This is a genomic window from Streptomyces hesseae, from assembly GCF_031845785.1.
In the GTDB taxonomy this organism is placed as follows: domain Bacteria; phylum Actinomycetota; class Actinomycetes; order Streptomycetales; family Streptomycetaceae; genus Streptomyces; species Streptomyces hesseae.
This window is the reverse complement of the sequence record NZ_JAVRFI010000010.1, coordinates 122376-148556: the sequence shown is the minus strand read 5'-3', so window position 1 is coordinate 148556 and position 26181 is coordinate 122376. Positions and strand designations below refer to the sequence as shown.

Annotated in this window: 28 protein-coding genes; 25 read left to right on the top strand and 3 right to left on the bottom strand. The window is 69.6% G+C overall.

The features are described 5' to 3' along the window. The first annotated feature begins 261 nt into the window (after positions 1–261). The 18 genes from RM609_RS17790 to RM609_RS17705 all read left to right on the top strand — a co-directional run bounded on the left by RM609_RS17790 (position 262) and on the right by RM609_RS17705 (position 16761). On the top strand, positions 262–1380 hold the full coding sequence (locus RM609_RS17790) for an LCP family protein (RefSeq protein WP_311612032.1): 1119 nt from the start codon (positions 262–264) through the stop codon (positions 1378–1380). 156 nt (positions 1381–1536) lie between these two features. Beyond that, positions 1537–1755, top strand: a complete 219-nt coding sequence (rpmE, locus tag RM609_RS17785) for a 50S ribosomal protein L31 (protein WP_311612030.1) — start codon at positions 1537–1539, stop codon at positions 1753–1755. Positions 1756–1859: 104 nt separating this feature from the next. Next, a complete protein-coding gene (gene prfA / locus RM609_RS17780) occupies positions 1860–2939 on the top strand; it encodes a peptide chain release factor 1 (RefSeq protein WP_311612029.1) in 1080 nt (359 codons plus the stop codon). Between the two features lie 61 nt (positions 2940–3000). Next, positions 3001–3846: a peptide chain release factor N(5)-glutamine methyltransferase gene (gene prmC, locus RM609_RS17775; protein ID WP_311612027.1), complete on the top strand. Its 846-nt coding sequence runs from the start codon at positions 3001–3003 to the stop codon at positions 3844–3846. Positions 3847–3911: 65 nt separating this feature from the next. Continuing rightward, positions 3912–4559, top strand: coding sequence for an L-threonylcarbamoyladenylate synthase (locus tag RM609_RS17770; RefSeq protein ID WP_311612025.1), 648 nt, complete (start codon positions 3912–3914; stop codon positions 4557–4559). Beyond that, the gene (locus RM609_RS17765; RefSeq protein WP_311612024.1) at positions 4556–5209 is read left to right on the top strand and encodes an arsenate reductase/protein-tyrosine-phosphatase family protein; all 654 of its coding nucleotides are present in this window, start codon (positions 4556–4558) and stop codon (positions 5207–5209) included. Before RM609_RS17770 ends, RM609_RS17765 begins: the two co-directional genes overlap by 4 nt. Positions 5210–5291: 82 nt before the next feature. Then, the gene (gene glyA, locus RM609_RS17760; RefSeq protein ID WP_311612022.1) at positions 5292–6608 is read left to right on the top strand and encodes a serine hydroxymethyltransferase; all 1317 of its coding nucleotides are present in this window, start codon (positions 5292–5294) and stop codon (positions 6606–6608) included. 157 nt (positions 6609–6765) lie between these two features. Beyond that, the gene (locus tag RM609_RS17755; RefSeq protein WP_311612021.1) at positions 6766–8073 is read left to right on the top strand and encodes an MraY family glycosyltransferase; all 1308 of its coding nucleotides are present in this window, start codon (positions 6766–6768) and stop codon (positions 8071–8073) included. 253 nt (positions 8074–8326) lie between these two features. Continuing rightward, positions 8327–8764: a Cg1360 family ATP-synthase-associated protein gene (locus tag RM609_RS17750; RefSeq protein ID WP_311612020.1), complete on the top strand. Its 438-nt coding sequence runs from the start codon at positions 8327–8329 to the stop codon at positions 8762–8764. Positions 8765–9028: 264 nt separating this feature from the next. Next, positions 9029–9841, top strand: a complete 813-nt coding sequence (atpB, locus tag RM609_RS17745) for a F0F1 ATP synthase subunit A (RefSeq protein ID WP_311612019.1) — start codon at positions 9029–9031, stop codon at positions 9839–9841. Between the two features lie 96 nt (positions 9842–9937). After that, positions 9938–10180 carry an ATP synthase F0 subunit C gene (gene atpE, locus RM609_RS17740; protein ID WP_030280712.1) on the top strand — a complete coding sequence of 81 codons (243 nt, stop codon included), beginning with the start codon at positions 9938–9940 and terminating at the stop codon, positions 10178–10180. A gap of 42 nt (positions 10181–10222) precedes the next feature. Continuing rightward, entirely contained in the window at positions 10223–10786 is a 564-nt protein-coding gene (locus RM609_RS17735; protein WP_311612017.1) for a F0F1 ATP synthase subunit B, read from the top strand. Further along, positions 10783–11598 (top strand): F0F1 ATP synthase subunit delta, encoded by an 816-nt coding sequence (locus tag RM609_RS17730; RefSeq protein ID WP_311612016.1) that lies wholly within the window; start codon positions 10783–10785, stop codon positions 11596–11598. Before RM609_RS17735 ends, RM609_RS17730 begins: the two co-directional genes overlap by 4 nt. 145 nt (positions 11599–11743) lie before the next feature. Continuing rightward, the gene (gene atpA, locus RM609_RS17725) at positions 11744–13315 is read left to right on the top strand and encodes a F0F1 ATP synthase subunit alpha (RefSeq protein WP_189451408.1); all 1572 of its coding nucleotides are present in this window, start codon (positions 11744–11746) and stop codon (positions 13313–13315) included. 2 nt (positions 13316–13317) lie between these two features. Continuing rightward, positions 13318–14241, top strand: coding sequence for a F0F1 ATP synthase subunit gamma (locus tag RM609_RS17720; protein ID WP_311612012.1), 924 nt, complete (start codon positions 13318–13320; stop codon positions 14239–14241). Then, entirely contained in the window at positions 14242–15684 is a 1443-nt protein-coding gene (atpD, locus tag RM609_RS17715) for a F0F1 ATP synthase subunit beta (RefSeq protein WP_311612011.1), read from the top strand. 129 nt (positions 15685–15813) lie between these two features. After that, on the top strand, positions 15814–16188 hold the full coding sequence (locus RM609_RS17710; protein ID WP_311612009.1) for a F0F1 ATP synthase subunit epsilon: 375 nt from the start codon (positions 15814–15816) through the stop codon (positions 16186–16188). Between the two features lie 123 nt (positions 16189–16311). Further along, the gene (locus RM609_RS17705; protein ID WP_311612008.1) at positions 16312–16761 is read left to right on the top strand and encodes a DUF2550 domain-containing protein; all 450 of its coding nucleotides are present in this window, start codon (positions 16312–16314) and stop codon (positions 16759–16761) included. Here RM609_RS17705 and RM609_RS17700 read toward each other — a convergent pair. Next, positions 16758–17309, bottom strand: coding sequence for a hypothetical protein (locus tag RM609_RS17700; RefSeq protein ID WP_311612007.1), 552 nt, complete (start codon positions 17307–17309; stop codon positions 16758–16760). The genes RM609_RS17705 and RM609_RS17700 overlap by 4 nt on opposite strands. Before the next feature lie 159 nt (positions 17310–17468). Between RM609_RS17700 and RM609_RS17695 the strand changes: the two genes are divergently transcribed. From RM609_RS17695 to RM609_RS17685, 3 genes are all read left to right on the top strand, one after another. After that, complete coding sequence (locus RM609_RS17695; RefSeq protein ID WP_311612005.1) at positions 17469–18665, top strand: sensor histidine kinase; 1197 nt, start codon at positions 17469–17471, stop codon at positions 18663–18665. Positions 18666–18670: 5 nt separating this feature from the next. Then, positions 18671–19339 (top strand): response regulator, encoded by a 669-nt coding sequence (locus RM609_RS17690; RefSeq protein ID WP_311612159.1) that lies wholly within the window; start codon positions 18671–18673, stop codon positions 19337–19339. A gap of 149 nt (positions 19340–19488) precedes the next feature. Beyond that, positions 19489–21483, top strand: coding sequence for a glycosyl hydrolase family 18 protein (locus tag RM609_RS17685; protein WP_311612003.1), 1995 nt, complete (start codon positions 19489–19491; stop codon positions 21481–21483). A 60-nt stretch (positions 21484–21543) separates the two neighbouring features. On the opposite strand, the gene RM609_RS17680 is transcribed toward RM609_RS17685, so the two are convergent. Together RM609_RS17680 and RM609_RS17675 are read right to left on the bottom strand one after the other, a co-directional pair. Then, positions 21544–22116: a cob(I)yrinic acid a,c-diamide adenosyltransferase gene (locus tag RM609_RS17680; RefSeq protein WP_311612002.1), complete on the bottom strand. Its 573-nt coding sequence runs from the start codon at positions 22114–22116 to the stop codon at positions 21544–21546. A 26-nt stretch (positions 22117–22142) separates the two neighbouring features. Continuing rightward, entirely contained in the window at positions 22143–22358 is a 216-nt protein-coding gene (locus tag RM609_RS17675; RefSeq protein ID WP_311612000.1) for a hypothetical protein, read from the bottom strand. A gap of 94 nt (positions 22359–22452) precedes the next feature. Between RM609_RS17675 and RM609_RS17670 the strand changes: the two genes are divergently transcribed. From RM609_RS17670 to RM609_RS17655, 4 genes are all read left to right on the top strand, one after another. Further along, positions 22453–23829 (top strand): RNA-guided endonuclease InsQ/TnpB family protein, encoded by a 1377-nt coding sequence (locus tag RM609_RS17670; RefSeq protein WP_311611998.1) that lies wholly within the window; start codon positions 22453–22455, stop codon positions 23827–23829. A gap of 3 nt (positions 23830–23832) precedes the next feature. Continuing rightward, positions 23833–24390, top strand: a complete 558-nt coding sequence (locus RM609_RS17665) for a TetR/AcrR family transcriptional regulator (protein WP_311611996.1) — start codon at positions 23833–23835, stop codon at positions 24388–24390. A 210-nt stretch (positions 24391–24600) separates the two neighbouring features. Next, on the top strand, positions 24601–25449 hold the full coding sequence (locus RM609_RS17660) for a 3-hydroxyacyl-CoA dehydrogenase family protein (protein WP_311611994.1): 849 nt from the start codon (positions 24601–24603) through the stop codon (positions 25447–25449). A 140-nt stretch (positions 25450–25589) separates the two neighbouring features. Next, entirely contained in the window at positions 25590–25958 is a 369-nt protein-coding gene (locus tag RM609_RS17655; protein ID WP_311611993.1) for an STAS domain-containing protein, read from the top strand. The last annotated feature ends 223 nt before the right edge of the window (positions 25959–26181 follow it).

Sequence of the window (26181 nt, the reverse complement as noted above, 5' to 3'; positions counted from 1 at the left end):
TTGTGACCGGGGAGGTTTCGCTTTTTGTGATCTTCCCGTGACCTTTTGAGACATGCGCCACAGCCGGCCACCGCCGAAATGGCCGGAACGACCGGCCCCCGAATGGCCGAAATCCCAGGTGGCAAGGGGCGGAACGGGATCACACGCTCCACTTTCGCCACGGCTTTTCTAAGACGGCCCTCAGAGTCCGCTGTGCAACCCTGGCGCAGACTTCCCCGTCAACCAGCAGGGGGCGACGTACAGCGAAGGACTGAGGAGCGCATGGCCGACGACAGCAGGGGTACGCGAGCGGGTTCGCACCGCCGCCGTGCCGGGGGCACACGCGGCCGCCGCCGTAAGCCTCCCGTGCGCCGCAAGGGCCGCCGAATAGCCGCCTGGAGCGCCGGCGCCCTGGTGCTGCTCGGCGGCACCGGCGCGGGGTTCCTCTACTTCAAGCTCAACGGCAACCTCAGCAGCGTCGACATCAACGGCGCGCTGGGCAAGAACCGGCCGCAGAACATCGACAACGGCTCGATGGACATCCTGGTCCTCGGCTCCGACTCCCGGGCCGGCGCCAACAACAAGTACGGCCGGGACGAGGGCAGCTCCCGTTCCGACACGGCGATGATCGTCCACGTCTACGCGGGGCACCAGAAGGCCAGCGTCGTCTCCATCCCGCGCGACACCATCGTCTCCCGCCCCGATTGCGTCACCCCGAACGGCAAGACGGCCCCGGCGGTCAAGCGCGAGCAGTTCAACGAGGCGTACTCGGTCGGCGGCGCGGTCTGCGCGGTCAAGACCGTCGAGGCGATGACCGACGTCCGGATGGATCACTACATGGAGGTCGACTTCGCCGGCTTCCAGAAGCTGATCGACAACCTGGGCGGCGTGGAGGTCACCACCACCAAGCCCATCAACGACAAGTGGAGCCACCTCAAGCTCGACGCGGGCACCCACAAGCTCAACGGCGAGCAGTCCCTCGGTCTGGTCCGCACCCGCCACGGCGTGGGCGACGGCAGCGACCTCGGCCGGATCAAGCTCCAGCAGGCGTTCATCAAGGCGCTGATCAATCAGGTGAAGTCCGTCGGCCTGTTCACCAGCCCCACCAAGCTCTACGGAATCGCCGACGCCGCCACCAAGTCGCTCACCACCGACAAGGACCTGGCCTCCGTCGACAAGCTCTACGGCTTCGCCAACAGCCTCAAGGGCATCAGCTCCGACAACATGCACATGGTGACCCTCCCCGTCGGCCCCGACCCCCGTGACCAGGACCGCGTGGTCCCGCTCACGGAGCAGTCGAAGCTGCTCTGGCAGGCGCTGAAGAACGACCAGGACATCCCCGAGGCCGCGACCAAGGACGGCGACGGAGCGAAGACCCAGGCCGACGGCGTGGTCAAGTAGCCCCGGCGCCCCCGGCCCCAGCTGCGGGAATATCCGGCGGCCACCCCCCGTTTTGGGGGATACGGCCAGTACTGGCAGACTGGTACGTCGGCCCCGGTTCACGTACGGCAATCCCGCCTGTGCGACCCGGAGCCCTCCCGAACCTAGGAGAACCCCTTGAAGCGCGACATCCACCCGGAGTACGCGGAGACCCAGGTCAGCTGCACCTGTGGCGCCTCCTTCACCACCCGTAGCACCATCGGCGCCGCCAACATCCGCGCCGAGGTCTGCTCCGAGTGCCACCCGTTCTACACGGGCAAGCAGAAGATCCTCGACACCGGTGGCCGTGTGGCGCGGTTCGAGGCCCGCTTCGGCAAGCAGGCCGCGGCCAAGTAGCGACCCGCAGGCGCCGGTCTTCGGCCGCCCAGTTCACGCTGGGCGCCCGGACCGGCGCTTTGTCGTCCAGCAGGCCCGTCACTTCCAGCAGCTAGGGAAACTTGATGTTCGAGGCAGTCGAGGAACTGATCGGCGAGCACGCCGACCTCGAGAAGCGGCTCGCCGACCCCGCCGTGTTCGCGGACCAGGCCAACGCCCGCAAGCTCAACAAGCGCTACTCCGAGCTGACCCCGATCGTCGGTACCTACCGCGCCTGGAAGCAGGCCGGCGAGGACATCGCGACGGCGCGCGAGCTCGCCGCCGAGGACCCGGACTTCGCCGCCGAGGTGAAGGTGCTGGAGCGCGGCCGCGAGGAGCTCACCGAGAAGCTGCGCCTGCTGCTCGTCCCGCGCGACCCCAGCGACGACAAGGACGTCATCCTCGAGATCAAGGCGGGCGCCGGCGGCGACGAGTCCGCGCTCTTCGCGGGTGACCTGCTGCGGATGTACCTGCGCTACGCCGAGCGCGTCGGCTGGAAGACCGAGATCATCGACTCCACCGACTCCGAGCTGGGCGGCTACAAGGACGTCCAGGTCGCGGTGAAGACCAAGGGCGGCAACGGCGCCACCGAGCCCGGCCAGGGCGTCTGGGCCCGGCTGAAGTACGAGGGCGGCGTCCACCGCGTCCAGCGCGTGCCCGCCACCGAGTCCCAGGGCCGGATCCACACCTCCGCGGCCGGTGTGCTCGTCACGCCCGAGGCGGAGGAGGTCGAGGTCGAGATCAACATGAACGATCTCCGCATCGACGTCTACCGCTCCTCCGGCCCCGGCGGCCAGTCCGTGAACACCACCGACTCCGCCGTGCGCATCACCCACCTGCCCACCGGTGTGGTCGCCTCCTGCCAGAACGAGAAGAGCCAGCTCCAGAACAAGGAGCAGGCCATGCGCATCCTGCGCTCCCGGCTGCTGGCCGCCGCCCAGGAGAAGGCCGAGGCCGAGGCCGCGAGCGCGCGCCGCAGCCAGGTGCGCACCGTCGACCGTTCCGAGAAGATCCGCACCTACAACTTCCCGGAAAACCGCATTTCGGATCACCGCGTCGGTTTCAAGGCGTACAACTTGGACCAGGTGCTCGACGGCGAGCTGGACGCGGTCATCCAGGCGTGCGTCGACGCCGACTCGGCGGCGAAGCTCGCCGACGCCCAGTAATCTCCGCCCCGACCCGCACGTCCCCGCCGACCGGCGCCCGACAAGAAGTGAGGAAGGCCCAGTGAACCTGCTGCTCGCCGAGGTGGCCCAGGCCACCCAGCGGCTGGCCGACGCCGGCGTACCTTCCCCCCGCTTCGACGCGGAGGAACTCGCCGCGTTCGTGCACGGCGTGAAGCGGGGTGAGCTCCACAACGTCAAGGACGCCGACTTCGACGCCCGCTACTGGGAGGCCATCGCGCGCCGTGAGGCCCGTGAGCCGCTCCAGCACATCACCGGGCGGGCCTTCTTCCGCTATCTGGAGCTCCAGGTCGGCCCCGGTGTCTTCGTGCCCCGCCCGGAGACCGAGTCGGTCGTCGGCTGGGCCATAGACGCCGTACGGGCCATGGACGTCGTCGAGCCCCTGATCGTCGACCTGTGCACGGGCTCCGGCGCCATCGCGCTCGCCCTCGCGCAGGAGGTGCCGCGCTCGCGCGTGCACGCCGTGGAGCTGGACGAGACCGCCCACTCCTGGGCCCGCAAGAACACCGAGGGCTCGCGCGTCCAGCTGCACCAGGGGGACGCCCTCGCGGCCCTGCCCGAGCTGGACGGCCAGGTCGACCTGGTGATCTCCAACCCGCCGTACATCCCGCTCACCGAGTGGGAGTACGTCGCCCCGGAGGCCCGCGACCACGACCCCGAACTCGCCCTGTTCTCCGGCGAGGACGGCCTGGACACCATCCGCGGCCTGGAGCGCACCGCGCACCGGCTGCTGCGTCCCGGCGGCGTCGTCGTCATCGAGCACGCCGACACCCAGGGCGGCCAGGTGCCGTGGATCTTCACCGAGGAGCGGGGCTGGGCCGACGCGGCCGATCACCCCGACCTCAACAACCGGCCGCGTTTCGCGACCGCCCGCAAAGCGACGCCCTGATGGTCCCCGCGGCCGTCACCGGCGAACGACACCAGACACAGAATCCGTACGAGGAGGTCCGTTAGATGGCACGGCGATACGACTGCAGCGACGCGACCGACCGCAAGACCGGTCTGCGCGAAGCGGCCGCCGCGGTCCGCCGCGGCGAGCTGGTCGTGCTGCCCACCGACACCGTCTACGGCATCGGTGCGGACGCCTTCAGCAGCGAGGCCGTCGGCGACCTCCTGCACGCGAAGGGCCGGGGCCGGGGCATGCCCTCGCCCGTCCTCGTCGGCTCCCCGAACACCCTCCACGGCCTGGTCACCGACTTCTCCGAGCAGGCGTGGGAGCTCGTCGACGCCTTCTGGCCCGGCGCCCTCACCCTCGTCGCCAAGCACCAGCCGTCGCTGACCTGGGACCTGGGCGAGACCCGCGGCACCGTCGCGGTCCGGATGCCGCTGCACCCCGTGGCCATCGAGCTGCTCAGCGAGTTCGGCCCCATGGCCGTCTCCAGCGCCAACCTCACCGGCCACCCCGCGCCGCAGACCTGCGACGCCGCGCAGGAGATGCTGGGCGACTCCGTCTCCGTCTACCTCGACGGCGGCCCGACCCCCGCCGACGTGCCGTCCTCCATCGTGGACGTCACCGGCAAGGTGCCCGTCCTGCTGCGCGCCGGCGCCATCAGCGCCGAGCAGCTCCGCGAGGTGGTACCCGACCTCGAGGTGGCCAATTGATCGCCCCGCAGGGGCGTGGCATAGCGGGACCGGACACCTCCACCGACACCTTCCGCATCCTCCACGTCAGCACCGGCAACGTCTGCCGCTCGCCCATCACCGAGCGGCTGACCCGCCATGCCCTCATCCGCCGGCTCGGCGACCCCTTCGGGGGCGGCCTGGTGGTGGAGAGCGCGGGCACCTGGGGTCACGAGGGCGCTCCCATGGAGGCCCACGCGGCCACCGTCCTGGCCGACCTCGGCGCCGACCCGCACGGCTTCATCGGCCGTGAGCTCCTGGACGAGCACGTCATCCGCGCCGACCTGGTCCTCACCGCCACCCGCGACCACCGCGCCCAGGTCATCTCCATGGGCCACTCGGCGGGCCTGCGCACCTTCACCCTGAAGGAGTTCACCCGGCTGGTACGGGCCATAGACCCCACGACCCTCCCGGACCCCGAGCGGGCCGGCGGGGTGGTCGAGCGCGCCCGCGCCCTGGTGCAGGCCGCCGCCGCCCTGCGCGGCTGGCTGCTGGCGCCCAACGCGGAGGCCGACGAGGTCCACGACCCCTACGGCGCCCCGATCACCTTCTTCCGCTCCATCGGCGACGAGATCAACCAGGCGCTCGACCCGGTCGTCACCGCGCTCACGGGAGTCTCCACCCGGGCCTGACGGCTCACAATCGGACAAATCGGCCGATCGCGGGCCTACAGTTGGTGCTGAGACCGTCGCGCCGCACAGCCCGGAGCCAGCGATGCCCATCAGCCCCACGCCCACCAGGGACATCGGCACACCCCGTGCCACCGCGACCGGGGCACGCTCCCCGGCGCTCCCCGCATGGGGACGCGGCTTCGACGCGCTCACCCGCACCGACCCCGAGCTCGCCGGCCTCCTCCTCGCCGAGGCCGAGCGCCAGGCGACCGGGCTCCAGCTCATCGCCGCCGAGAACTTCACCTCGCCGGCTGTCCTCGCCGCCCTCGGCTCCCCGCTGACCAACAAGTACGCCGAGGGCTACCCCGGCGCCCGCCACCACGGCGGCTGCGAGCTGGTCGACCTCGCCGAGCGCACCGCCGTGGAGCGCGCCAAGGCCCTCTTCGGAGCCGAGCACGCCAACGTCCAGCCGCACTCCGGCACCGCTGCCGTACTGGCCGCCTACGCGGCCCTGCTGCGCCCCGGCGACACGGTCCTGGCCATGGCGCTGCGGCAGGGCGGCCACCTCACCCACGGCTCGCCCGCCAACTTCTCCGGCCGCTGGTTCGACTTCGCCGGCTACGGCACCGACCCCGACACCGGTCTCATCGACCACGCGGAGGTGCGCGCCCTGGCCCGCGAGAAGCGGCCCCGGGCCATCGTCTGCGGTTCCACCTCCTACCCCCGCCACCCCGACTACGCGGCCTTCCGCGAGATCGCCGACGAGGTGGGCGCGTATCTGATCGTCGACGCCGCCCACCCCATGGGGCTGATCGCCGGGGGAGCGGCGCCCAGCCCCGTCCCGTACGCCGACATCGTCTGCGGCACCACCCACAAGGTGCTGCGCGGACCGCGCGGCGGGCTGCTCCTGTGCGGCTCCCGGCTCGCGGAGCGGGTGGACCGGGCGGTCTTCCCCTTCAGCCAGGGCGGGGCCCAGATGAACACCGTCGCCGCGAAGGCCGTCGCCTTCGGCGAGGCCATGACGCCGGCCTTCACCGACTACGCCCACCGGGTCGTCGGCAACGCCCGGACGCTGGCCGAGGCGCTGGCCGCCGAGGGTCCGCGCGTGCTCACCGGAGGCACCGACACCCACCTGGTCGTCGCCGACGTCTCCCCGCTGGCCCTGGAGGCCGCCACGGCCCGTAGGAGGCTCGCGGCGGCGGGGATGGTGCTGGATGTCTGCGGACTGCCCCCGGGGCCCGCACGCGGCCTGCGGATGGGCACGGCGGCCATCACGACCCAGGGGATGGGAGAGGCGGAGACGCGCCGGGTGGCGGCCCTCCTGGGGGCCGCCCTGCGCGGCGACCGTCCCGAGGGCCGGCTGAGGGTGGAGGTGACCGAGCTGGTCGCGGGTTTCCCGCCGTATCGCGCGGGAGGGTGAGGCCGCCGGCCCGCCGGAGGTGATCCACAACGTGCCCAGTTGTGATCATTTGCAACCGGGGCCGGGCGCCTTACGTCTTCCCCTCCGTTCACGGTTCGGGGGTGGACCCGAATATGGTGTGAGGCTGTGATGTCCAGCGCTATCCCTGGGGCAGCCCGTGCGTGAATACCTGCTGACGTTGTGCGTCACCGCGGCGGTCACCTACCTGCTGACGGGCCCGGTGCGGAAGTTCGCGATCGTGGCCGGCGCCATGCCGGAGATCCGCGCGCGCGACGTCCACCGGGAACCGACGCCCCGCCTCGGCGGTATCGCCATGTTCGGCGGACTGTGCGCGGGCCTGCTGATGGCCGCCCACCTGTCCAACCTGAAGTCCGTCTTCGAGCTCTCCAACGAGCCACGGGCCCTGCTCTCGGGCGCCGGGCTGATCTGGATCCTCGGGGTGCTGGACGACAAGTGGGGCGTGGACGCCCTGGTGAAGCTGGGCGGTCAGATGATCGCCGCGGGCGTGATGGTGCTCCAGGGCCTGACGATCCTGTGGATCCCCGTGCCCGGCGTGGGCTCCGTCTCGCTGACCCCGATGCAGGGCACCCTGCTGACGGTCGCGCTGGTGGTGATCACCATCAACGCCGTGAACTTCGTCGACGGCCTCGACGGCCTGGCCTCGGGCATGGTGTGCATCGCCGCGGCCGCGTTCTTCATGTACGCCTACCGGCTCTGGTTCGGGCACGGCCTGGAGGCCGCCGCCCCCGCGACGCTCTTCGCCGCGGTGCTGATGGGCATGTGCCTGGGCTTCCTGCCGCACAACATGCACCCGGCGCGGATCTTCATGGGCGACTCCGGCTCGATGCTCATCGGCCTGGTCATGGCCGCCGGTGCCATCTCCATCACCGGCCAGGTCGACCCCGACGCCCTCAAGCTGTGGGCGGGTTCCGAGCGGGCCGCCATCCAGGCGATGGTGCCGGTCTACATTCCCCTGCTGCTGCCGCTGACGGTGATCGCGGTGCCGGTGGCCGACCTGCTGCTGGCGATCGTGCGGCGCACGTGGAAGGGGCAGTCGCCGTTCGCAGCCGACCGGGGGCATCTCCACCACCGGCTGCTGGAGCTCGGCCACTCGCACAGCCGGGCCGTTTTCATCATGTACTTCTGGTCGGCGCTGATCGCCTTCGGCACGGTCGCCTACTCCGTGAACTCGGCGAGCGTCTGGGTCCTGCTGCTGATCGTCACCCTGAGCGCGATGGGCCTGGTGCTGCTGCTGATGCCGCGCTTCACGCCGCGGGCGCCGCGGTGGGCGGAGCGGTTCGTTCCGCCGCGCTACCGGCGCCGCAAGACCGCCGCTCCCGTGCCCGTCGCGGCGGCGGAGGACCGGGGCGAGGCGGAGCCCGTGCCCGCGGGGCTGCACGGGGCGACGGCCATCGGCGACCGGTCGCGTTTCGCCCACGCCCGGAAGATCGGCAGCAACCACTGAAGTCGCCGCATTAGCAGAGATCCATTGGCGTCGTCAGCCCCATGACCAGGTGCTTGACCCCTGCGTGTGACATGCGGCACACGATGTAGGTAAAGACCTCATCAAATAGTTTGTGATACCGTTCACGAAACCCTTGGTAGAGCCGAAGGACCGTAGTGCGACGGCCCTTCAGTCGCGCTGCGCGTCTCATTCCCGGGGATACGCTCGTTCACGACGAATCGTTGCTTCCAACCCTTCGCCGGAGAAACCCTTCATGCAGTCCAACGACGCCCGAACGCTTCTTCAGTGCGCCGTCCCGACCGCCGTTGTCGGCCTGGTCGCCGTCGCCGTCAGCGCCGTGGTCGCCGGCGGCAAGGGCGGGCTCGGCGCTGTCGTCGGCGTGCTCCTCACCGGCGCCGTCATGGGGACGGGGCTGATCATCCTGAATCGCACCGCGCGACTTCTGCCCCACCTGTTCCAGGCCATGGGTCTGCTGCTCTATACGACGCAGATCCTGCTCGTGGCCATTTTCCTTCTGGTGTTCAAGGACACGACGCTCTTCAACACCAAGAGTTTTGCCTTCTCGTTGCTCGCCGCGACCCTCGTGTGGATCGGGGCCCAGGCGCGTGCCTACATGAAGGCGAAGATCCTTTACGTCGATCCCGAGTCCGGAGACGCCAAGAAGTCCACTCCGGCCGGGTCGACGTCATGACCGGTAGGGCCGGGATAAATGGTCGCGTGCTCACCTGCTATCGTCCGGTGCCATCTGAGGTGCAGCGGGCGCAGGCAGCCGAATCCCCGGGTCCCACGGGTTCGAATCGGCTTCCGGTGCAGCTGACGCCTGCGATGACCGCCGGCCCGTGGCCGGCCTGCCGCACCCCTATCCGTAAGTCCAGTCCAGTGCCGTTCCGTGGCTGCGCGCCGCGCCGACACAACGAGGTTGCCGTACCTATGCGCCACGCTGAAGGAGCTCGCGGTGAGTGCTGACCAGACGCTGCTCGCCTTCGAGACCGATTGCCACATCTTCGAAGGGTGCGGCTTCCCGGCCCCGGGCCTCCACTCGTTCGTCTTCGAGCCGCTTTTCAAGATCGGCGGCTTCGAGTTCAACAAGCCGATGCTGCTGGCCCTGGTGGGCTCGCTCGTCGTCGTGGGGTTCTTCTGGGCAGCGTTCGGCAAGGCCAAGGTGGTCCCGGGCAAGCTTCAGATGATCGGTGAGACGGGCTACGACTTCGTCCGCCGTGGAATCGTCTACGAGGCGCTCGGAAAGAAGCAGGGCGACAAGTACGTCCCCTTCATGGTCTCGCTGTTCTTCTTCGTCTGGATCATGAACCTCTGGTCGATCATCCCGGTGGCTCAGTTCCCGGTGACGTCGATCATTGCCTACCCTGCCGGCCTGGCCCTGGTCGTCTACGTCATGTGGGTCTTCCTGACCTTCAAGAAGCATGGCTTCGCGGGCGGCTGGAAGAACATCACCGGCTACAACAAGGAGCTGGGCTGGGTTCTGCCGCTGATCGTGGTGATCGAGGCGCTGTCGAACCTGATCATTCGCCCGTTCACCCACGCGGTCCGGCTCTTCGCCAACATGTTCGCCGGTCACCTGCTGATCGTGATGTTCACCATCGCCAGCTGGTACCTGATGAACGGCATCGGCATCGCCTACGCGGGCGCTTCGTTCCTGATGACGGTCGCGATGACCGCCTTCGAGGTCTTCATCCAGGCAGTCCAGGCGTACATCTTCGTCCTCCTGGCCACCAGCTACATCCAGGGCGCGCTCTCCGAGCACCACTGAGCCAGCCCGCTCCCGCCCCGCAGAACAACCAACCCAGCCACATTGACGTCCGGTGGCCAACCCCCACCGGTCCGTGAAAGAGAAGGAAGAACCGGCATGTCCGCTCTCCAGACCCTCGCCTCCGCCGACGCCTTCACCGGCAGCGCCAGCGCGATCGGCTACGGCCTGGCCGCCATCGGCCCGGGCGTCGGCGTCGGCATCATCTTCGGCAACGGCACCCAGGCCCTGGCCCGTCAGCCCGAGGCGGCCGGCCTCATCCGCACCAACCAGATCATGGGCTTCGCCTTCTGTGAGGCGCTCGCCCTCATCGGCATCGTCATGGGCTTCGTGTTCAAGTAAACCGACCCAAGCGACAACCCCTTTTCGACGAAAGGCACTGATGTGTACGCCCTGACGCAGCTGGCGTCCGAGGAGATGGAGAACCCTCTCCTCCCGCCGATGCCAGAGCTCATCATCGGCCTGATCGCCTTCCTCATCGTCTTCGGGTTCCTCGGCAAGAAGCTCCTCCCGAACATCAACAAGGTTCTGGAGGAGCGCCGGGCGGCCATCGAGGGCGGCATGGAGAAGGCCGAGGCCGCACAGGCCGAGGCTCAGCAGGTTCTCGAGGACTACCGGGCCCAGCTCGCCGACGCCCGCCACGAGGCCGCGCGTCTGCGCCAGGAGGCGCAGGAGCAGGGCGTCGCGCTGATCGCCGAGATGCGCTCCGAGGGTCAGCGGCAGCGTGAGGAGATCATCGCCGCCGGTCACGCCCAGGTCGAGGCCGACCGCAAGTCCGCCGCGGCCGCGCTGCGCCAGGACGTCGGCCAGCTGGCCATCGACCTGGCCGGCAGGATCGTCGGCGAGTCCCTCACCGAGGCCGAGCGCCAGAGCCGGACCATCGACCGCTTCCTCGACTCGCTCGAGGTCAAGGCGGCCGACGAGACGAAGGCCGAGGCCACCCGATGAGCCTTGCGAGCCGGGAGGCCCTGGCCTCCGCACGGGAGCGCCTCGACGCGCTTGCGGACAACACCGCCGTGGACGCCGCCAAGCTCGCCGATGAGCTCGCGGCCGTCACCGCGCTGCTCGACCGCGAGGTCTCGCTGCGTCGTGTCCTCACCGACCCGGCGCAGACCGGCGAGGCCAAGGCCGAGCTGGCCCGGCGTCTGCTGGGCGGCCAGGTGGGCGGCGAGTGCGCCGACCTGGTGGCCGGCATGGTCCGCTCCCGCTGGTCGCGTTCGCGTGACCTGGTGGACGCGATCGAGGAGCTGGCGAGCGGTGCCGAGCTCATCGCCGCCGAGCGCGCCGACGACCTGGACGACGTCGAGGACGAGCTGTTCCGCTTCGGCCGGATCGCCACGTCGAACCCGGAGCTGCGTGCGGCTCTGACCGACAAGGTCGCGGACAAGGCCGCCAAGGCGACCCTGGTGCGCGAGCTGCTGGGCGGCCGGGCCAACCCGGTCACCGAGCGCCTCGTCGCCCGCCTGGTGACCGCGCCGCGTGGCCGTAGCCTGGAAGGCGGGCTCAACGCCCTCTCCAAGCTGGCCGCCGAGCGCCGTGACCGGATGGTCGCGGAGGTCGTCTCCGCGGTGCCGCTGAGCGATCAGCAGAAGCAGCGCCTCGGTGACGCGCTGGCCAAGCTGTACGGGCGACGCGTCCACCTGAACCTGGACATCGACCCCGAGGTCCTCGGTGGTGTCCAGGTGCGGATCGGCGACGAGGTCATCAACGGCACCATCGCGGACCGGCTCGCCGACGCGAGCCGCCGTATGGCCGGCTGACCAGCCACCAACTCAAGAGCAAACTGACGGCCCGAGTTGGGTCGACGGTGTCCTCTGGGGGCCCAGAGCAGCGCGGCTGCTGTGGGAGAACGTCCCCAGACCCCCAGAATTACTTCGGGCCCAACAAGGAGAGCAGGGAACCCAAATGGCGGAGCTCACGATCCGGCCGGAGGAGATCCGGGACGCACTGGAGAACTTTGTCCAGGCGTACAAGCCGGACGCGGCCTCGCGCGAGGAGGTCGGTACGGTCAGCCTTGCCGGCGACGGCATCGCGAAGGTCGAGGGTCTTCCCTCGGCCATGGCGAACGAGCTGCTGCGCTTCGAGGACGGCACCCTCGGTCTCGCCCTCAACCTTGAGGAGCGCGAGATCGGTGCGGTCGTCCTCGGCGAGTTCAGCGGCATCGAGGAGGGCCAGCCGGTGCAGCGCACCGGTGAGGTGCTCTCCGTCGCGGTCGGCGAGGGTTACCTCGGCCGCGTCGTCGACCCGCTGGGCAACCCGATCGACGGCCTCGGCGAGATCGCGACCGAGGGCCGCCGCGCCCTCGAACTGCAGGCCCCCGGCGTCATGGTCCGCAAGTCGGTCCACGAGCCGATGGAGACCGGCTACAAGGCCGTCGACGCGATGACCCCGGTCGGCCGCGGTCAGCGTCAGCTGATCATCGGTGACCGTCAGACCGGCAAGACCGCGCTGGCCATCGACACGATCATCAACCAGCGCGACAACTGGCGTTCGGGCGACCCGAACAAGCAGGTCCGCTGCATCTACGTCGCCATCGGCCAGAAGGGCTCCACCATCGCCTCCGTGCGAGGTGCCCTGGAGGAGGCCGGCGCCCTGGAGTACACGACGATCGTCGCGGCTCCGGCGTCCGACCCGGCCGGCTTCAAGTACCTCGCGCCGTACACCGGCTCGGCCATCGGCCAGCACTGGATGTACCAGGGCAAGCACGTCCTGATCGTCTTCGACGACCTGTCGAAGCAGGCCGACGCCTACCGTGCCGTCTCCCTGCTGCTGCGCCGCCCGCCGGGCCGTGAGGCCTACCCGGGTGACGTCTTCTACCTGCACTCGCGTCTGCTGGAGCGCTGCGCCAAGCTCTCCGACGAGATGGGTGCCGGTTCGATGACCGGTCTGCCGATCGTCGAGACCAAGGCGAACGACGTGTCGGCGTTCATCCCGACCAACGTCATCTCCATCACCGACGGCCAGTGCTTCCTGGAGTCGGACCTCTTCAACGCCGGTCAGCGCCCCGCGCTGAACGTCGGTATCTCGGTCTCCCGTGTCGGTGGCTCCGCCCAGCACAAGGCCATGAAGCAGGTCTCCGGCCGCCTCCGTGTGGACCTCGCCCAGTTCCGTGAGCTGGAGGCCTTCGCCGCCTTCGGTTCCGACCTGGACGCTGCCTCCAAGGCCGCCCTGGAGCGCGGTAAGCGCATGGTCGAGCTGCTGAAGCAGGGCCAGTACGCGCCGTACGCCACCGAGGACCAGGTCGTCTCCATCTGGGCCGGCACCACCGGCAAGATGGACGACGTTCCGGTCGAGGACATCCGTCGCTTCGAGCGTGAGCTGCTGGACCACCTCCACCGCGAGAACAAGGGTCTGATGACCTCGATCCGCGAGGGCGGCAAGATGTCCGACGACACCCTCCAGGCCGTGGGTGACGCGATCGCGTCCTTCAAGCAGCAGTTCGAGACCTCGGACGGCAAGCTGCTGGGCGAGGGCTGAGCATGGGTGCCCAGCTCCGGGTCTACAAGCGACGGATCAAGTCCGTCACTGCGACCAAGAAGATCACCAAGGCGATGGAGATGATCGCCGCCTCGCGCATCGTCAAGGCACAGCGCCAGGTGGCCGCGTCCACTCCGTACGCCAGTGAGCTCACCCGGGCAGTGACCGCGGTTGCCACCGGCTCCAACACCAAGCACGCCCTGACCACCGAGGTCGAGAACCCGGCCCGGGTCGCGGTCCTGCTCGTCACGAGCGACCGCGGTCTGGCCGGTGGCTACTCGTCCAACGCGATCAAGGCTGCCGGTCAGCTGACCGACCGCCTCAAGGCCGAGGGCAAGGACGTCGAGACGTACATCGTCGGCCGCAAGGGCGTCGCGTACTACGGCTTCCGCGAGCTCCCGGTCGCCGGGTCGTGGACGGGCTTCACCGACAGCCCGACCTACGCCGACGCCAAGCGCGTCGCCGGTCCGCTGATCGAGGCGGTCCGGCGGGACACGGCCGAGGGCGGCGTGGACGAGCTGCACATCGTCTTCACGGAATTCGTGTCGATGATGACGCAGACGCCGGTCGACAAGCGGCTGCTGCCGCTGAGCCTCGAGGTCACGGAGGACGAGGAGTCGGAGACGGCCAAGGACAAGATCCTGCCGCTGTTCGACTTCGAGCCCTCCGACGAGGCCGTGCTCGACGCACTGCTGCCGCGGTACGTCGAGTCCCGGATCTACAACGCCCTGCTTCAGGCCGCCGCTTCCGAGCACGCGGCCCGTCGCCGGGCGATGAAGTCGGCGACCGACAACGCCGAAGAGCTCATCAAGTCGCTCACGCGGCTTGCCAACGCGGCCCGACAGGCCGACATCACCCAGGAAATCAGCGAGATCGTCGGTGGCGCCAGTGCTCTGGCCGACGCGACCGCGGGGAGTGACCGATAAATGACCACCACTGTTGAGACGGCCGCCGCGACGGGCCGCGTCGCCCGGGTCATCGGCCCGGTCGTCGACGTGGAGTTCCCCGTCGACGCGATGCCGGAGATCTACAACGCCCTGACCGTCGAGGTCTCCGACCCGGCCGAGGCCGGCAAGAAGAAGATCCTGACGCTCGAGGTCGCGCAGCACCTGGGCGAGGGCGTCGTGCGCGCCATCGCCATGGAGCCCACCGACGGCCTGGTCCGCCAGGCCGTGGTGACCAACACCGGCGACGGCATCACCGTGCCCGTCGGCGACGTCACCAAGGGCCGGGTGTTCAACACCCTCGGCAAGATCCTGAACGACCCCGAGGCCGAGGCCGAGGTCACCGAGCGCTGGTCCATCCACCGCAAGGCCCCGGCGTTCGACCAGCTCGAGTCGAAGACCGAGATGTTCGAGACGGGTCTGAAGGTCGTCGACCTTCTCACCCCGTACGTCAAGGGCGGCAAGATCGGTCTGTTCGGTGGCGCCGGTGTCGGCAAGACCGTTCTGATCCAGGAAATGATCATGCGTGTGGCGAAGCTGCACGAGGGCGTTTCCGTCTTCGCCGGCGTGGGTGAGCGCACCCGTGAGGGCAACGACCTCATCCACGAGATGGCGGACTCCGGCGTTCTGGACAAGACCGCGCTGGTCTTCGGCCAGATGGACGAGCCCCCGGGCACCCGTCTGCGCGTCGCCCTGGCCGGTCTGACCATGGCGGAGTACTTCCGCGATGTGCAGAAGCAGGACGTGCTGTTCTTCATCGACAACATCTTCCGCTTCACCCAGGCCGGTTCCGAGGTCTCCACGCTGCTCGGCCGCATGCCGTCCGCCGTGGGTTACCAGCCGAACCTCGCCGACGAGATGGGCCTCCTCCAGGAGCGCATCACCTCGACCCGTGGTCACTCGATCACCTCCATGCAGGCGATCTACGTCCCCGCGGACGACCTGACCGACCCGGCCCCGGCGACGACCTTCGCCCACCTGGACGCCACGACCGTTCTGTCGCGTCCGATCTCGGAGAAGGGCATCTACCCGGCGGTCGACCCGCTGGACTCGACGTCCCGCATCCTGGACCCGCGCTACATCACGGCGGAGCACTACGCCGCGGCCTCCCGCGTCAAGGGGATCCTCCAGAAGTACAAGGACCTCCAGGACATCATCGCGATCCTCGGTATCGACGAGCTGGGCGAAGAGGACAAGCTGGTCGTCCACCGCGCCCGTCGCGTCGAGCGCTTCCTGTCGCAGAACACCCACGCGGCGAAGCAGTTCACCGGTGTCGACGGTTCCGACGTTCCGCTGGACGAGTCCATCGCCGCGTTCAACGCGATCTGCGACGGTGAGTTCGACCACTTCCCGGAGCAGGCCTTCTTCATGTGCGGTGGCCTCGAGGACCTCAAGAAGAACGCCAAGGAGCTGGGCGTCTCCTGATCCCGGGGCTCCTTGGAGCCCTGCGATCGACGGTCCGGGGGCGGGGCGCCCCCGCCCCCGGACCGTACGTCCCCTATTCTTTGACCCAACACCCGTCGTACCCGGCGGGTGGAGACCCGAGGAGCCACGTTGGCTGCTGAGTTGCACGTCGAGCTGGTCGCGGCGGACCGAAGCGTCTGGTCCGGCGAGGCCACTCTGGTCATCGCGCGTACCACATCGGGTGACATCGGCGTCATGCCCGGCCACCAGCCGCTGCTCGGTGTGCTGGAGTCCGGCCCGGTGACCATCAAGACCGCCGACGGCGTCGTCGTCGCCGCGGTGCACGGTGGGTTCATCTCCTTCGCCGACGACAAGCTCTCGCTGCTCGCCGAGATCGCGGAGCTTGCCGACGAGATCGACATCGAGCGCGCCGAGCGGGCGCTCGAGCGGGCCAAGTCGGAGGCCGACGCGGCCGCCGAGCGGCGCGCCGATGTCCGGCTGAAGGCGGTCACGGGCGTTCACTAGCCCCGATCCGCTTCGAGTACGACCCTCAGCCGCGGGCCGGCCTGGAATATCTCCAGGGCGGTCCGCGGCTGAGGCAATAACGCAGGTGCGGTTGCTCTAGATGATGCGAGGAGGTCGGTGGAGATGGTCCTCGCTCTGCTCGTGAGCGGCATCGTCGTTCTGCTGGTGCTGTTGGGGCTCTTCGTCTTCGGGCTGCGGAGACGGCTGATTCAGCGCTCCGGCGGCACTTTCGACTGCAGTCTGCGCTGGAACGTTCCGGAGGACGACCCTGAGCCCGCCGGCAAGGGCTGGATCTACGGGGTCGCCCGCTACAACGGCGACCGCATCGAATGGTTCCGCGTCTTCTCCTACGCCCCCCGGCCGCGCCGGATGCTGGAGCGGGACTCCATCGAGGTCATCGAGCGCCGCACCCCCCAGGGTGAGGAGGAGCTGGCGCTCCTTTCGGACGCCGTGGTGCTCGTCTGTCTCCACCGGGGGACGCGACTGGAGCTGGCCATGAGCGAGGACGCGCTGACCGGCTTCCTGGCCTGGCTGGAGGCGGCGCCTCCGGGGCAGAGGGTGAACGTCGCCTAGGCGTTCGTCTTTTCCTTCGCGGGCTCTTCCTTCGGCCAGATCGTGTAGCTCGCCGCGATCGCCAGATTGATGCCGATCACCAGCAGCATCTTGGTCTGCCAGTTCCGCAGCGAGCTGATGTCGCCCGAGCCCACGTACCAGACGGCGCATTGCAGCAGGCCGAGCGCCACGACCGCCGCGAGGATCCAGCGGCCGGCCGTCCTCCACTCGTGGACGGTGCGCTCCTTGCCGTACTTCGGCGGCTTGACCGGCGGCGGCCCGCCCGCGAAGCGGTGGGCGAAGCGCTGATCGGCCCACTTGATGGTGGAGTGGCCGAGCCCCACCGAGAAGCCCAGATAGACGGCGGCCAGCCCGTGCTTCCAGTCGGCCGTCGCGCCGTTCCTCAGATCGATCGCGGTGGCGATCAGCAGCACCAGCTCCAGCACCGGCTCCAGCAGCAGTACCGCGACCCCCGTACGCGGCATGCGGGCCAGGTAGCGGAAGCTGAGCCCGGCCACCAGCAGGATCCAGAAGCCGATCTCACAGACGACGATCAGCGTGACGATCACGGTTCCCTCCCTTTCCTCACCTCCAGACTGACCGCCACGACCTGCGGTTTCTTCGCCCGGTGTGAGGAGGTGGGACTGCATCCTTCGATGTACTCCACGCCTTTCGGCCCGGCGCCGGAGGCGAGGACCGCGCGCCCGGTGACGTGCTGAGATGGACCCATGCCCAGCCTTCCCCTCCGCCCGCCCGGCCGTGTCGACGCGGCCATCGCCGTCACCGGGCTGCTCGGCGGGCTTCTGCTGTACGCGCTGGGGCTGATCAGCCACGCCGCCCTGCCGGGGGTGCCGCGGCGGTTCGCGCTGCTCGCCCTCGCCGCGATGGCGGGCGCGGAGCTGCTGCGGCGCAGGGCGCCGCTGGTGGCGCTGGGCATCGGGACGGCCGCCCTGACCCTGGACGTCTTCGCGGGCAGCCTCATCGCCAATGTCGTGATGTTCACCGATCTCGTCTACGCGGCCGTGCTCTACGGCCCGCCCGCCGCCTACCGCTTCATCCCCCGGGCCACCGAGGTGCTCACCGTGCTCGGCACGCTGCTGGCCCTCGCGCTGATGCGGGAGCCCGCCGCGCTGCTGGTCGGCATCGCGCTGGCCGTCCTGACCATCGCCCCCGCCTGGACCGGGGCGGGCGTACGGGTGCACCGCGACGCCGCGCAGGCCGCCCGGCTGACGGCGGAGCGGACCGCGCTCCTGGCGGAGCTGGACCGGCGCGAGGCCGTGTCCGCCGAACGGGCCCGGATGGCACGGGAGCTCCACGACATGGTCGCGGGCCATCTGTCGGCCATCGCCATCCACTCCTCGGCCGCGCTGTCGATCGACGAGCCGGGGGCCTCCCGGGAGGCGCTCGGGGTGATCCGGGAGAACAGCGTCCAGGGCCTGGCGGAGATGCGCCGGCTGATCGGCCTGCTGAGGGAGACGGCCGGCGCGGACCGGCCCGCCCCCACGCCCCGGCTCGACGGCCTCGACGCCCTGCTGGAACGGGCCCGCACCAGCGTCCGGGACGACCGCTTCTCCTTCGTACTGCGCGACGGCCGGGGAACGGGCGCGCTGCCCGTACCGGTGGAGCTCGCGGCGTACCGGATCGTCCAGGAGTCGCTGACGAACGCGGTGAAGCACGCCGCCTCCGGCGAGGTGACCGTGGAGCTGGAACGGGTGGCCGGCGGCGGCCCGCTGACCGTCCGGGTGACGAGCCCCCTGGGCACGGCCCGCCCGGGGCCCAGGGCGCCGGGCGCGGGCGCCGGGCTCGTCGGCATGCGGGAGCGCGTCGCGCTGCTGAACGGGGAGTTCGAGGCGGGGCCGGTGGACGGGACATGGACGATCCGGGCGGTGCTGCCCGTGGACGAGGAGAGGTCGGAGAAGTCATGACGGTCATGACAGGGTCGGTACGGGTCCTCGTCGCCGAGGACCAGGCCGCGGTGCGGTCCGGGCTGGTGCTCATCCTGCGCTCGGCGCCCGGCGTCGAGGTCGTCGGGGAGGCGGCCGACGGCGAGGAGGCCGTGCGGCTGGCCCGGGAGCTGCGCCCCGACGTGGTGCTGATGGACATTCAGATGCCCCGGCTGGACGGGGTGTCCGCCACCCGGCTGGTCACCGCCGAGGGGATCGCCGATGTGCTGGTGCTGACCACTTTCGACCTCGACGAGTACGTCTTCGGCGCGCTGCGGGCGGGCGCGGCCGGTTTCCTGCTGAAGGACAGCGAGGCGGCGGACCTGGTGGCGGCCGTCCGGACGGTGGCCCGGGGCGAGGGGATGATCTCACCGGCCGTCACCCGTCGGCTCATCGCGGAGTTCGCGCGCCCCGCGCCCGTCCGCCCGGAGTCCGGGGACGGCGCGGCCGCGCTGGAGACGCTCACCCGGCGGGAACGGGAGGTGCTGGTGTGCCTGGGGGAGGGGTTGTCGAACGCGGAGGTCGCGGGGCGGCTGGGGATGGCCGAGGCGACGGTGAAGACGCATGTGAGCAGGCTGCTGGCGAAGCTGGAGCTGCGCAGCCGGGTGCAGGCCGCGGTGCTGGCCCGGGAATGGGGTCTGGTCCAGACCTCTTGACCATTGGTACGGACCTTCTTACGCTCCCCTCACAACGCGCACCCCCCACCCTGTTCTGGCCCTCACCCGAGGAGCACGCCGTGCACACAGGAATACCGGGACACGCAACCCTCCATCCTCTTCTCAGATGTAACCGCTTACGGGCCGTCATGGCGGCCCTCACCGCCCTGCTGCTCCCCATCGGCCTGATCGTCGGCCTGGCCGCCCCGGCCCATGCCGCCGCCTCCGCGTCGGCGACATTCGTCAAGACCTCCGACTGGGGGACGGGCTTCCAGGGCGCCTGGACCATCAAGAACACCGGTACGACCGGCATCGACTCCTGGACCGTCGAGTGGGACTTCCCCGCCACGACGACGGTCGGCTCCTACTGGGACGCCCTGGTCAGCAGCTCCGGAACGCACTTCACCGGCAAGAACCGCGAGTACAACGGCACGATCGCGCCCGGCGCGAGCGTCACCTTCGGCTTCGTCGCCGCCGGGGACGGCAGCCCCACCGGCTGCAAGGTCAACGGCGGCGGCTGCGACGGCTCCTCACCCGGCGACGAAGGGCCGGGCGCGCCGGGCACCCCGATTGCCGCGTCCGTCACCGCGAACAGCGTCGCGCTGAAGTGGACGGCCGCGACGAGCGGCAAGGGCATCAAGAACTACGACGTCCACCGCTCCGGGACGAAGATCGCGACGGTCGCCAAGCTCGCCTACGCCGACTCCGGGCTGAGCGCGGGCACCGAGTACACCTACACGGTCGTCGCCCGCGACACCGCCGACCGGACCGGCCCGGCCAGCGCCCCGCTGACCGTACGGACCACGGGCGGAGGCGGCGGCGACCCCCAGCCGGGCGGCGACTACGCCAAGGTCGGCTACTTCGTGCAGTGGGGGATCTACGGGCGCGGCTACACCGTGAAGTCCCTGGACGCCACGGGCGCCGCCGCGAAGCTCACCCACCTCAACTACTCCTTCTCCAATATCGACCCCGTCAATCTGACCTGCCTCAACGGCGTCACCAAGGCCACCACCCCCAACCCCCAGGACCCCAGCCAGGGAGATGGCGCCGGTGACTCCTGGGCCGACTACGAGAAGGGCTTCGGCGCGGGCGAATCCGTCGACGGCGTGGGCGACACCTGGGACCAGAAGCTGGCCGGCAACTACAACCAGCTGAAGAAGCTCAAGGCCAAGTACCCCAAGCTGAAGATCAATATGTCGATCGGCGGCTGGACGTACAGCAAGTACTTCTCGGACGTCGCGAAGACGGATGCCTCGCGGCAGAAGTTCGTGAAGTCCTGCGTCGACATGTACATCAAGGGCGATCTGCCCGTGTCGAACGGCCGTGGCGGCCCCGGCACGGCGGCCGGGATCTTCGACGGCTTCGACATCGACTGGGAGTGGCCGGGCTCGGACGGCCACGCCGGCAACCACGTCTCCAAGGACGACAAGGCCAACAACCTGCTGCTGTTCGCGGAGTTCCGCAAGCAGCTGGACGCGCTGAGCGCGACGACGGGAAAGAAGTACCTGTTGACCGCCTTCACGCCGGCCGACCCGGCGAAGATCGACGCGGGCTGGGACATCACCACCAAGGACGGCACACCCAGCGTCTTCGACTACATGGACTTCGCCAACGTCCAGGGCTACGACTTCCACGGCTCGGGCAGTGACAACAGCTGGGAGCCCAACCGGACGGGCCACCAGGGGAATCTGTACGCGGACGCGAAGGACCCGTACAGCACGAAGTTCAGCGTGGACAAGACCGTCCGGACCTACCTCGACGCGGGCGTCGACCCCCGCAAGGTCGTCGTCGGGCTGGCCTTCTACGGCCGAGGCTGGCAGCAGGTCGCGGACGGCGGCGCGCATGGCGTCTGGCAGGCGGCGGGGGGCGCGGCCCCGGGCCAGTTCCCCGAGGAGTCCGGGACGCGCGGCTACGACAATCTGCTGGCGTCCGTGCCGAATCTGACCGTCTACCACGACGAGGCGTCGGTGGCGACGTACGGGTACACCGGGGACGGTGGGCAGTGGTGGACGTTCGACGACGCGTGGTCGATAGGGAAGAAGACGGCGTGGCTCAGGGGGAAGGGGCTGGGCGGCGTGATGATCTGGGAGATGTCGGGGGACAGCGGGACACTGATGACGGCTGTTGACAGCGGCTTGCGGTAACGCGCGGGTAGCGCCTGCGGCGGGGGTCCCGGGGGCTGCGCCCCCTGGGACCCCCGGTCGTCAACGGTTCTCGCCCGGCACCCACAGGATGTCCCCGACCTCCTGGTTCGCTGACCGCGCCAGGATGAAGAGCAGGTCCGACAGCCGGTTCAGATACGTCGCCGTCAGGTGATTCATCGTGTCGCCGTGCATCTCCAGCGCCGCCCACGTCGACCGCTCCGCCCGCCGTGCCACCGTGCACGCCTGGTGGAGCAGGGCCGCGCCCGGCGTGCCTCCGGGCAGGATGAAGCTGCGCAGCTTCTCCAGGGGCTCCAGGAAGTGGTCGCAGTCCGCCTCCAGCCGGTCGACGTAGGACTGCTCGACCCGCAGCGGCGGGTACTTGGGGTTCTCCACCACGGGGGTCGCCAGATCCGCGCCCACGTCGAAGAGGTCGTTCTGCACCCGGACGAGGACCTTCACGATCTCTTCGGGCAGCTGCCCGAGCGCGATGGCCACCCCGATCGCGGCGTTCGCCTCGTTGGCGTCGGCGTAGGCCGCGATGCGGGTGTCGGTCTTGACGGTGCGGCTCATGTCGCCCAGGGCCGTTGTGCCGTCGTCGCCGGTGCGGGTGTAGATGCGCGTCAGATGGACCATGGGTACGAGCCTAGCTACGCCCCCGGCTACCGCTGGGAGGTTCCCCCACCCGCCCCGCGGAAGTACCGTGTGCCGGCCGTCACCGAGACGGCCATCAGTATCAGGGCCGTCAGAGCGCCGCGGGCCAGTGCCGGGTCGGAGTAGTGGCCGACGAAGGCGGCGCGGACCGCGTCGACCAGATAGCGCAACGGCATCACATGGGAGAGGGCGTCGAGCCAGCCGGGCGCGAGGGACATGGGCACGCGTGTTTGGTTAGTAGGTGCGCAGATCGCTCGTATGGATGACTGTTCAGGGAACTTGAGTACGGGAGCCCGGTAGGGCTGGATCCTGTTCGGCATGGGGGGTGTGGTGGGAACGATTGATCAGCCCGTTGTGCGGCGAATGGTGAAGCTTCGGCTGTATCCGACGTCTGAGCAGGAGCTGCGCCTGGAAGGCCAGGGCCATGCGGCCCGGGCGCTGTGGAACCTACTGCACGAGTGGTACACCTTCCACGCCCCGCACAGGTGGCCGTTGCTCAAGGAGGCAGACGAGGCGATCCGACAGGCGCGGCGCGAGGTCGAGTGGTTGTCTGCCTTGCCGGCTCAGGCCTGCCAGCAAGTGCTGAAGCAGTATGTTCGAGCGTGGCAGGCGTATTGGAAGGGCACTAGCGGCCGTCCGCGCTTTCACGCGCGGGGGCGCCAAAGGATGTCGGTCGACATGCCGCAGGGCGATGCGTTCAAGATCGCGCTCTTGAATCACAAGTGGGCGGAAGCCAACCTGCCGCTCGTTGGGCGTGTTCGCTTCCGGTACTCGCATACGCTGCCGGGTCTTGGTGCGGGCGCGTCGGCGGGGAGAGTCACGGGTGCTCGGCTGGTGCGCGAGCACGATGGCTGGTACGTCGTCTTTCGGTGCACCTTTCAGCGTCAGCTTCCGGCAGGTGGGTTTCATCACGGCCCCGCTGTAGGCCTGGACCGGGGCGTGACCGTGCCACTGGCCACCTCGGATCCGGACGAGCCCTACCTCACTCATGAACCGTGGCTGAGCTGTAAGGAGCAGGAGCGGCTGCGCCGCTTGGAACGGAAGGCAGCTCGGCAGCGACGTACCGCCCGCCCCGGACGACCGGTATCACGGAGGTTGCAGCACACGTACGGGCTCATCGCGGACCTGCGAGGACGCGAGAAGCGGCGTCGGGCGGACTGGCAACACAAGATCACCACCGTGCTGGCCAGCCGATACGGCCTGATTGGGATCGAGCGGTTGAAGGTGCGAGCCATGACCGCGTCGGCTCGGGGAAGTGTGGAGCAACCCGGCCGGGGAGTGGCTCAGAAGCGGGGCCTGAACAGGGCCATCCTCGGGGAGAGCTGGTCCCGCCTGGATGCCTTGCTGGACTATAAGTCGACCGAGCGCGGAGGCATCGTCGTGCGCGTTCCGGCTCCCTACACCTCGCAGAGGTGCTCCGTTTGCGGGGTGGTGGACGCGAAGAACCGTGAGAGCCAAGCGGTATTCGTGTGCACGAACCCCGAGTGCGGATATGGGCCGGTCAACGCGGATGTGAACTCCGCATACAACATCAAAACCGACGCCATCCGTGCCGTTGTGTGGCCGCGCGGATCGGCGAGCTTGGCCGCCCTGGGAAGCAGGGTGGACGGACGCAGCGTCCCCGCCTGGCGGAGACGCAGGCCGCGGCGTTGGCTGCGGCCGAATCGTCAACCGATCTGCCTGACTACCGTGTGATTCATGGTACCTGGGCAGTGGGAGCCCCGGTGCGTGCTGCCGGGGAGACTTCACAACTACTTCGGGTCGAAGGAAGACCTCTTCCTCGACCGCGAGGACGACGCCGTCGAGTGGCTCGCCTCCGCCGTCCGGGGCCGCCGGGCGGGCGAGTCCCCGGCCGCGGCCGTGCTGCGCGCCCTGCGCGCGGAGGTGGTGGCCGTCTCGCCGAGGGTGGGGCTCATCGACGGGTACGAGCGGTTCATGCGTGTCATCGAGGAGTCGCAGGCCCTCCGCTCACGGGTCTTCGACATGCGGCGCCGCGCCACCGACCTGCTGGCCGACGTGCTCATCGACGAGGCCCGGGAGGCAGGCGAGGCAGGCGAGGGCGCCGGCCCGCTGCCCGCGCTGGTGGCCGGTCAGCTGGGCTGGATCCAGGCGCATGTCGTCGAGCACATCCAGCGCGAGCTGGTGGCGGGGAGCACCGCCGCCGAGGCGTCCCGTTCCGCCCTCGTCGTCCTCGACGAGATCGAGGGGATGCTGAGCGACCGTCTGCTGGAGTACGGCGTCCGTCCCGCCGTCTGACCCGGCCCCACCCTGTGGCCCCAGGGGCTCCTGGGGCCCGGGTGGCCCAACTGCGGGGTGTGGCCCGGCCGGTGGCCGTCTCAGTGTGATGTCCGTCATCCGGGACGTGACGCGCATCTCTTACCGCCCAACGGCGCGCCCGTGAACGCTAAGGTCCGGGCGGAGAGCCGTAAATGAACAGGTTCATGCACAGGGAGTAAGGGGACAGCCGTGGCCAAGAAGCTCGCCGTCATCGGTGCCGGACTGATGGGCTCGGGGATCGCTCAGGTCTCCGCCCAGGCGGGGTGGGACGTCGTGCTGCGGGACGTCACCGACGCGGCCCTGAAGCGCGGGACGGACGGCATCAAGGCCTCGTACGACAAGTTCGTCTCCAAGGGCAAGCTGGAGGCCGCGGCCGCCGAGCAGGCGCTGGCCCGGATCACCACCACCACCGACCTGGACGCGGCCGCCGACGCCGACATCGTCGTGGAGGCGGTGTTCGAGGACATCGAGACCAAGCAGGGCATCTTCCGCACCCTGGACGGTCTGGTGCGGGACGAGACCGTGCTGGCCTCCAACACCTCCGCCATCCCGATCACCAAGATCGCGGCCGCCACGAAGCGCCCCGAGCGCGTCGTCGGCGCGCACTTCTTCTCCCCGGTGCCGATGATGCAGCTGTGCGAGCTGGTGCGCGGCCACAAGACCAGCGACGAGACGCTGGCGAAGACCCGCGAGTTCGCCGAGGGCATCGGCAAGACCTGCATCGTCGTCAACCGCGACGTCGCCGGGTTCGTCACCACCCGCCTCATCGCCGCCCTCGTCGTCGAGGCGACGAAGCTCTACGAGTCGGGCGTGGCCAGCGCCGAGGACATCGACATCGCCTGCAAGCTGGGCTTCGGCCACGCGATGGGCCCGCTGGCCACGGCGGACCTGACGGGCGTGGACATCCTGATGCACGCGACCGAGAACATCTACACCGAGTGCCGGGACGAGAAGTTCGCCTCGCCCGAGCTGATGCGCCGCATGGTCGACGCCGGCGACCTCGGCCGTAAGAGCGGCCAGGGCTTCTACCAGTACTGAGCCCGTACGGCCAGCTCTCTTCACCCTGTGGGGTGAAATAAGTATCGGTTCGCTTACAGACGGCAACTTTGTCGTGTGAGAGGCAGTCAGTTCTTTAGAGCCAGGACCCACCCACACCACGCACCACTCGGGGAGCGCATATGCACATCAGGGGCGACCACGCCGAACTGGTCGTCGGGGGACGCCTCGACGTCCGCAGCGCGGCGGACGCCCGTACGGTCCTGCACTCCGCCCTCGACGCCGGGCGTGGCGACCTGGTCCTGGACCTCACCGAGCTCGACTCATGGGACGCGACCGGGCTCGGCGTCATCATGGGCGCCCACCGCCGGGCCGGGCGCACCGGCCGGCGGCTGGTCCTGCGCGGCGTGCCCGACCGGATGCAGCGCGTCCTGGTCGCCACCCGGCTCCACCGCATCCTCGCCATCGAGGACGACGCGACGGCCCCGGCCGTCGCCGCCCACCCGGCGCCCCGGCCGGTGACCCGTCAGCACCCGCAGCGCGGCGGGTGACAGGGGCGCCGGACGAGCCGGACGAGCCCCCCTGAGGTGTGAGTACCCCGATCCTCACGAGACTGTGACGTCCCACGACGCCGCGGCACCACCCGCGTCATAGATACTGTGGCGAGGTCTGTTCGGTTTCCCGCCGGCTTCGGCGGGCACCGGGCCGAAGGTCGAAGGAGTGCGGACAGGCCGGAGAGCACGACGGCACGCCACGCATCTTGGGGGCTTCAGA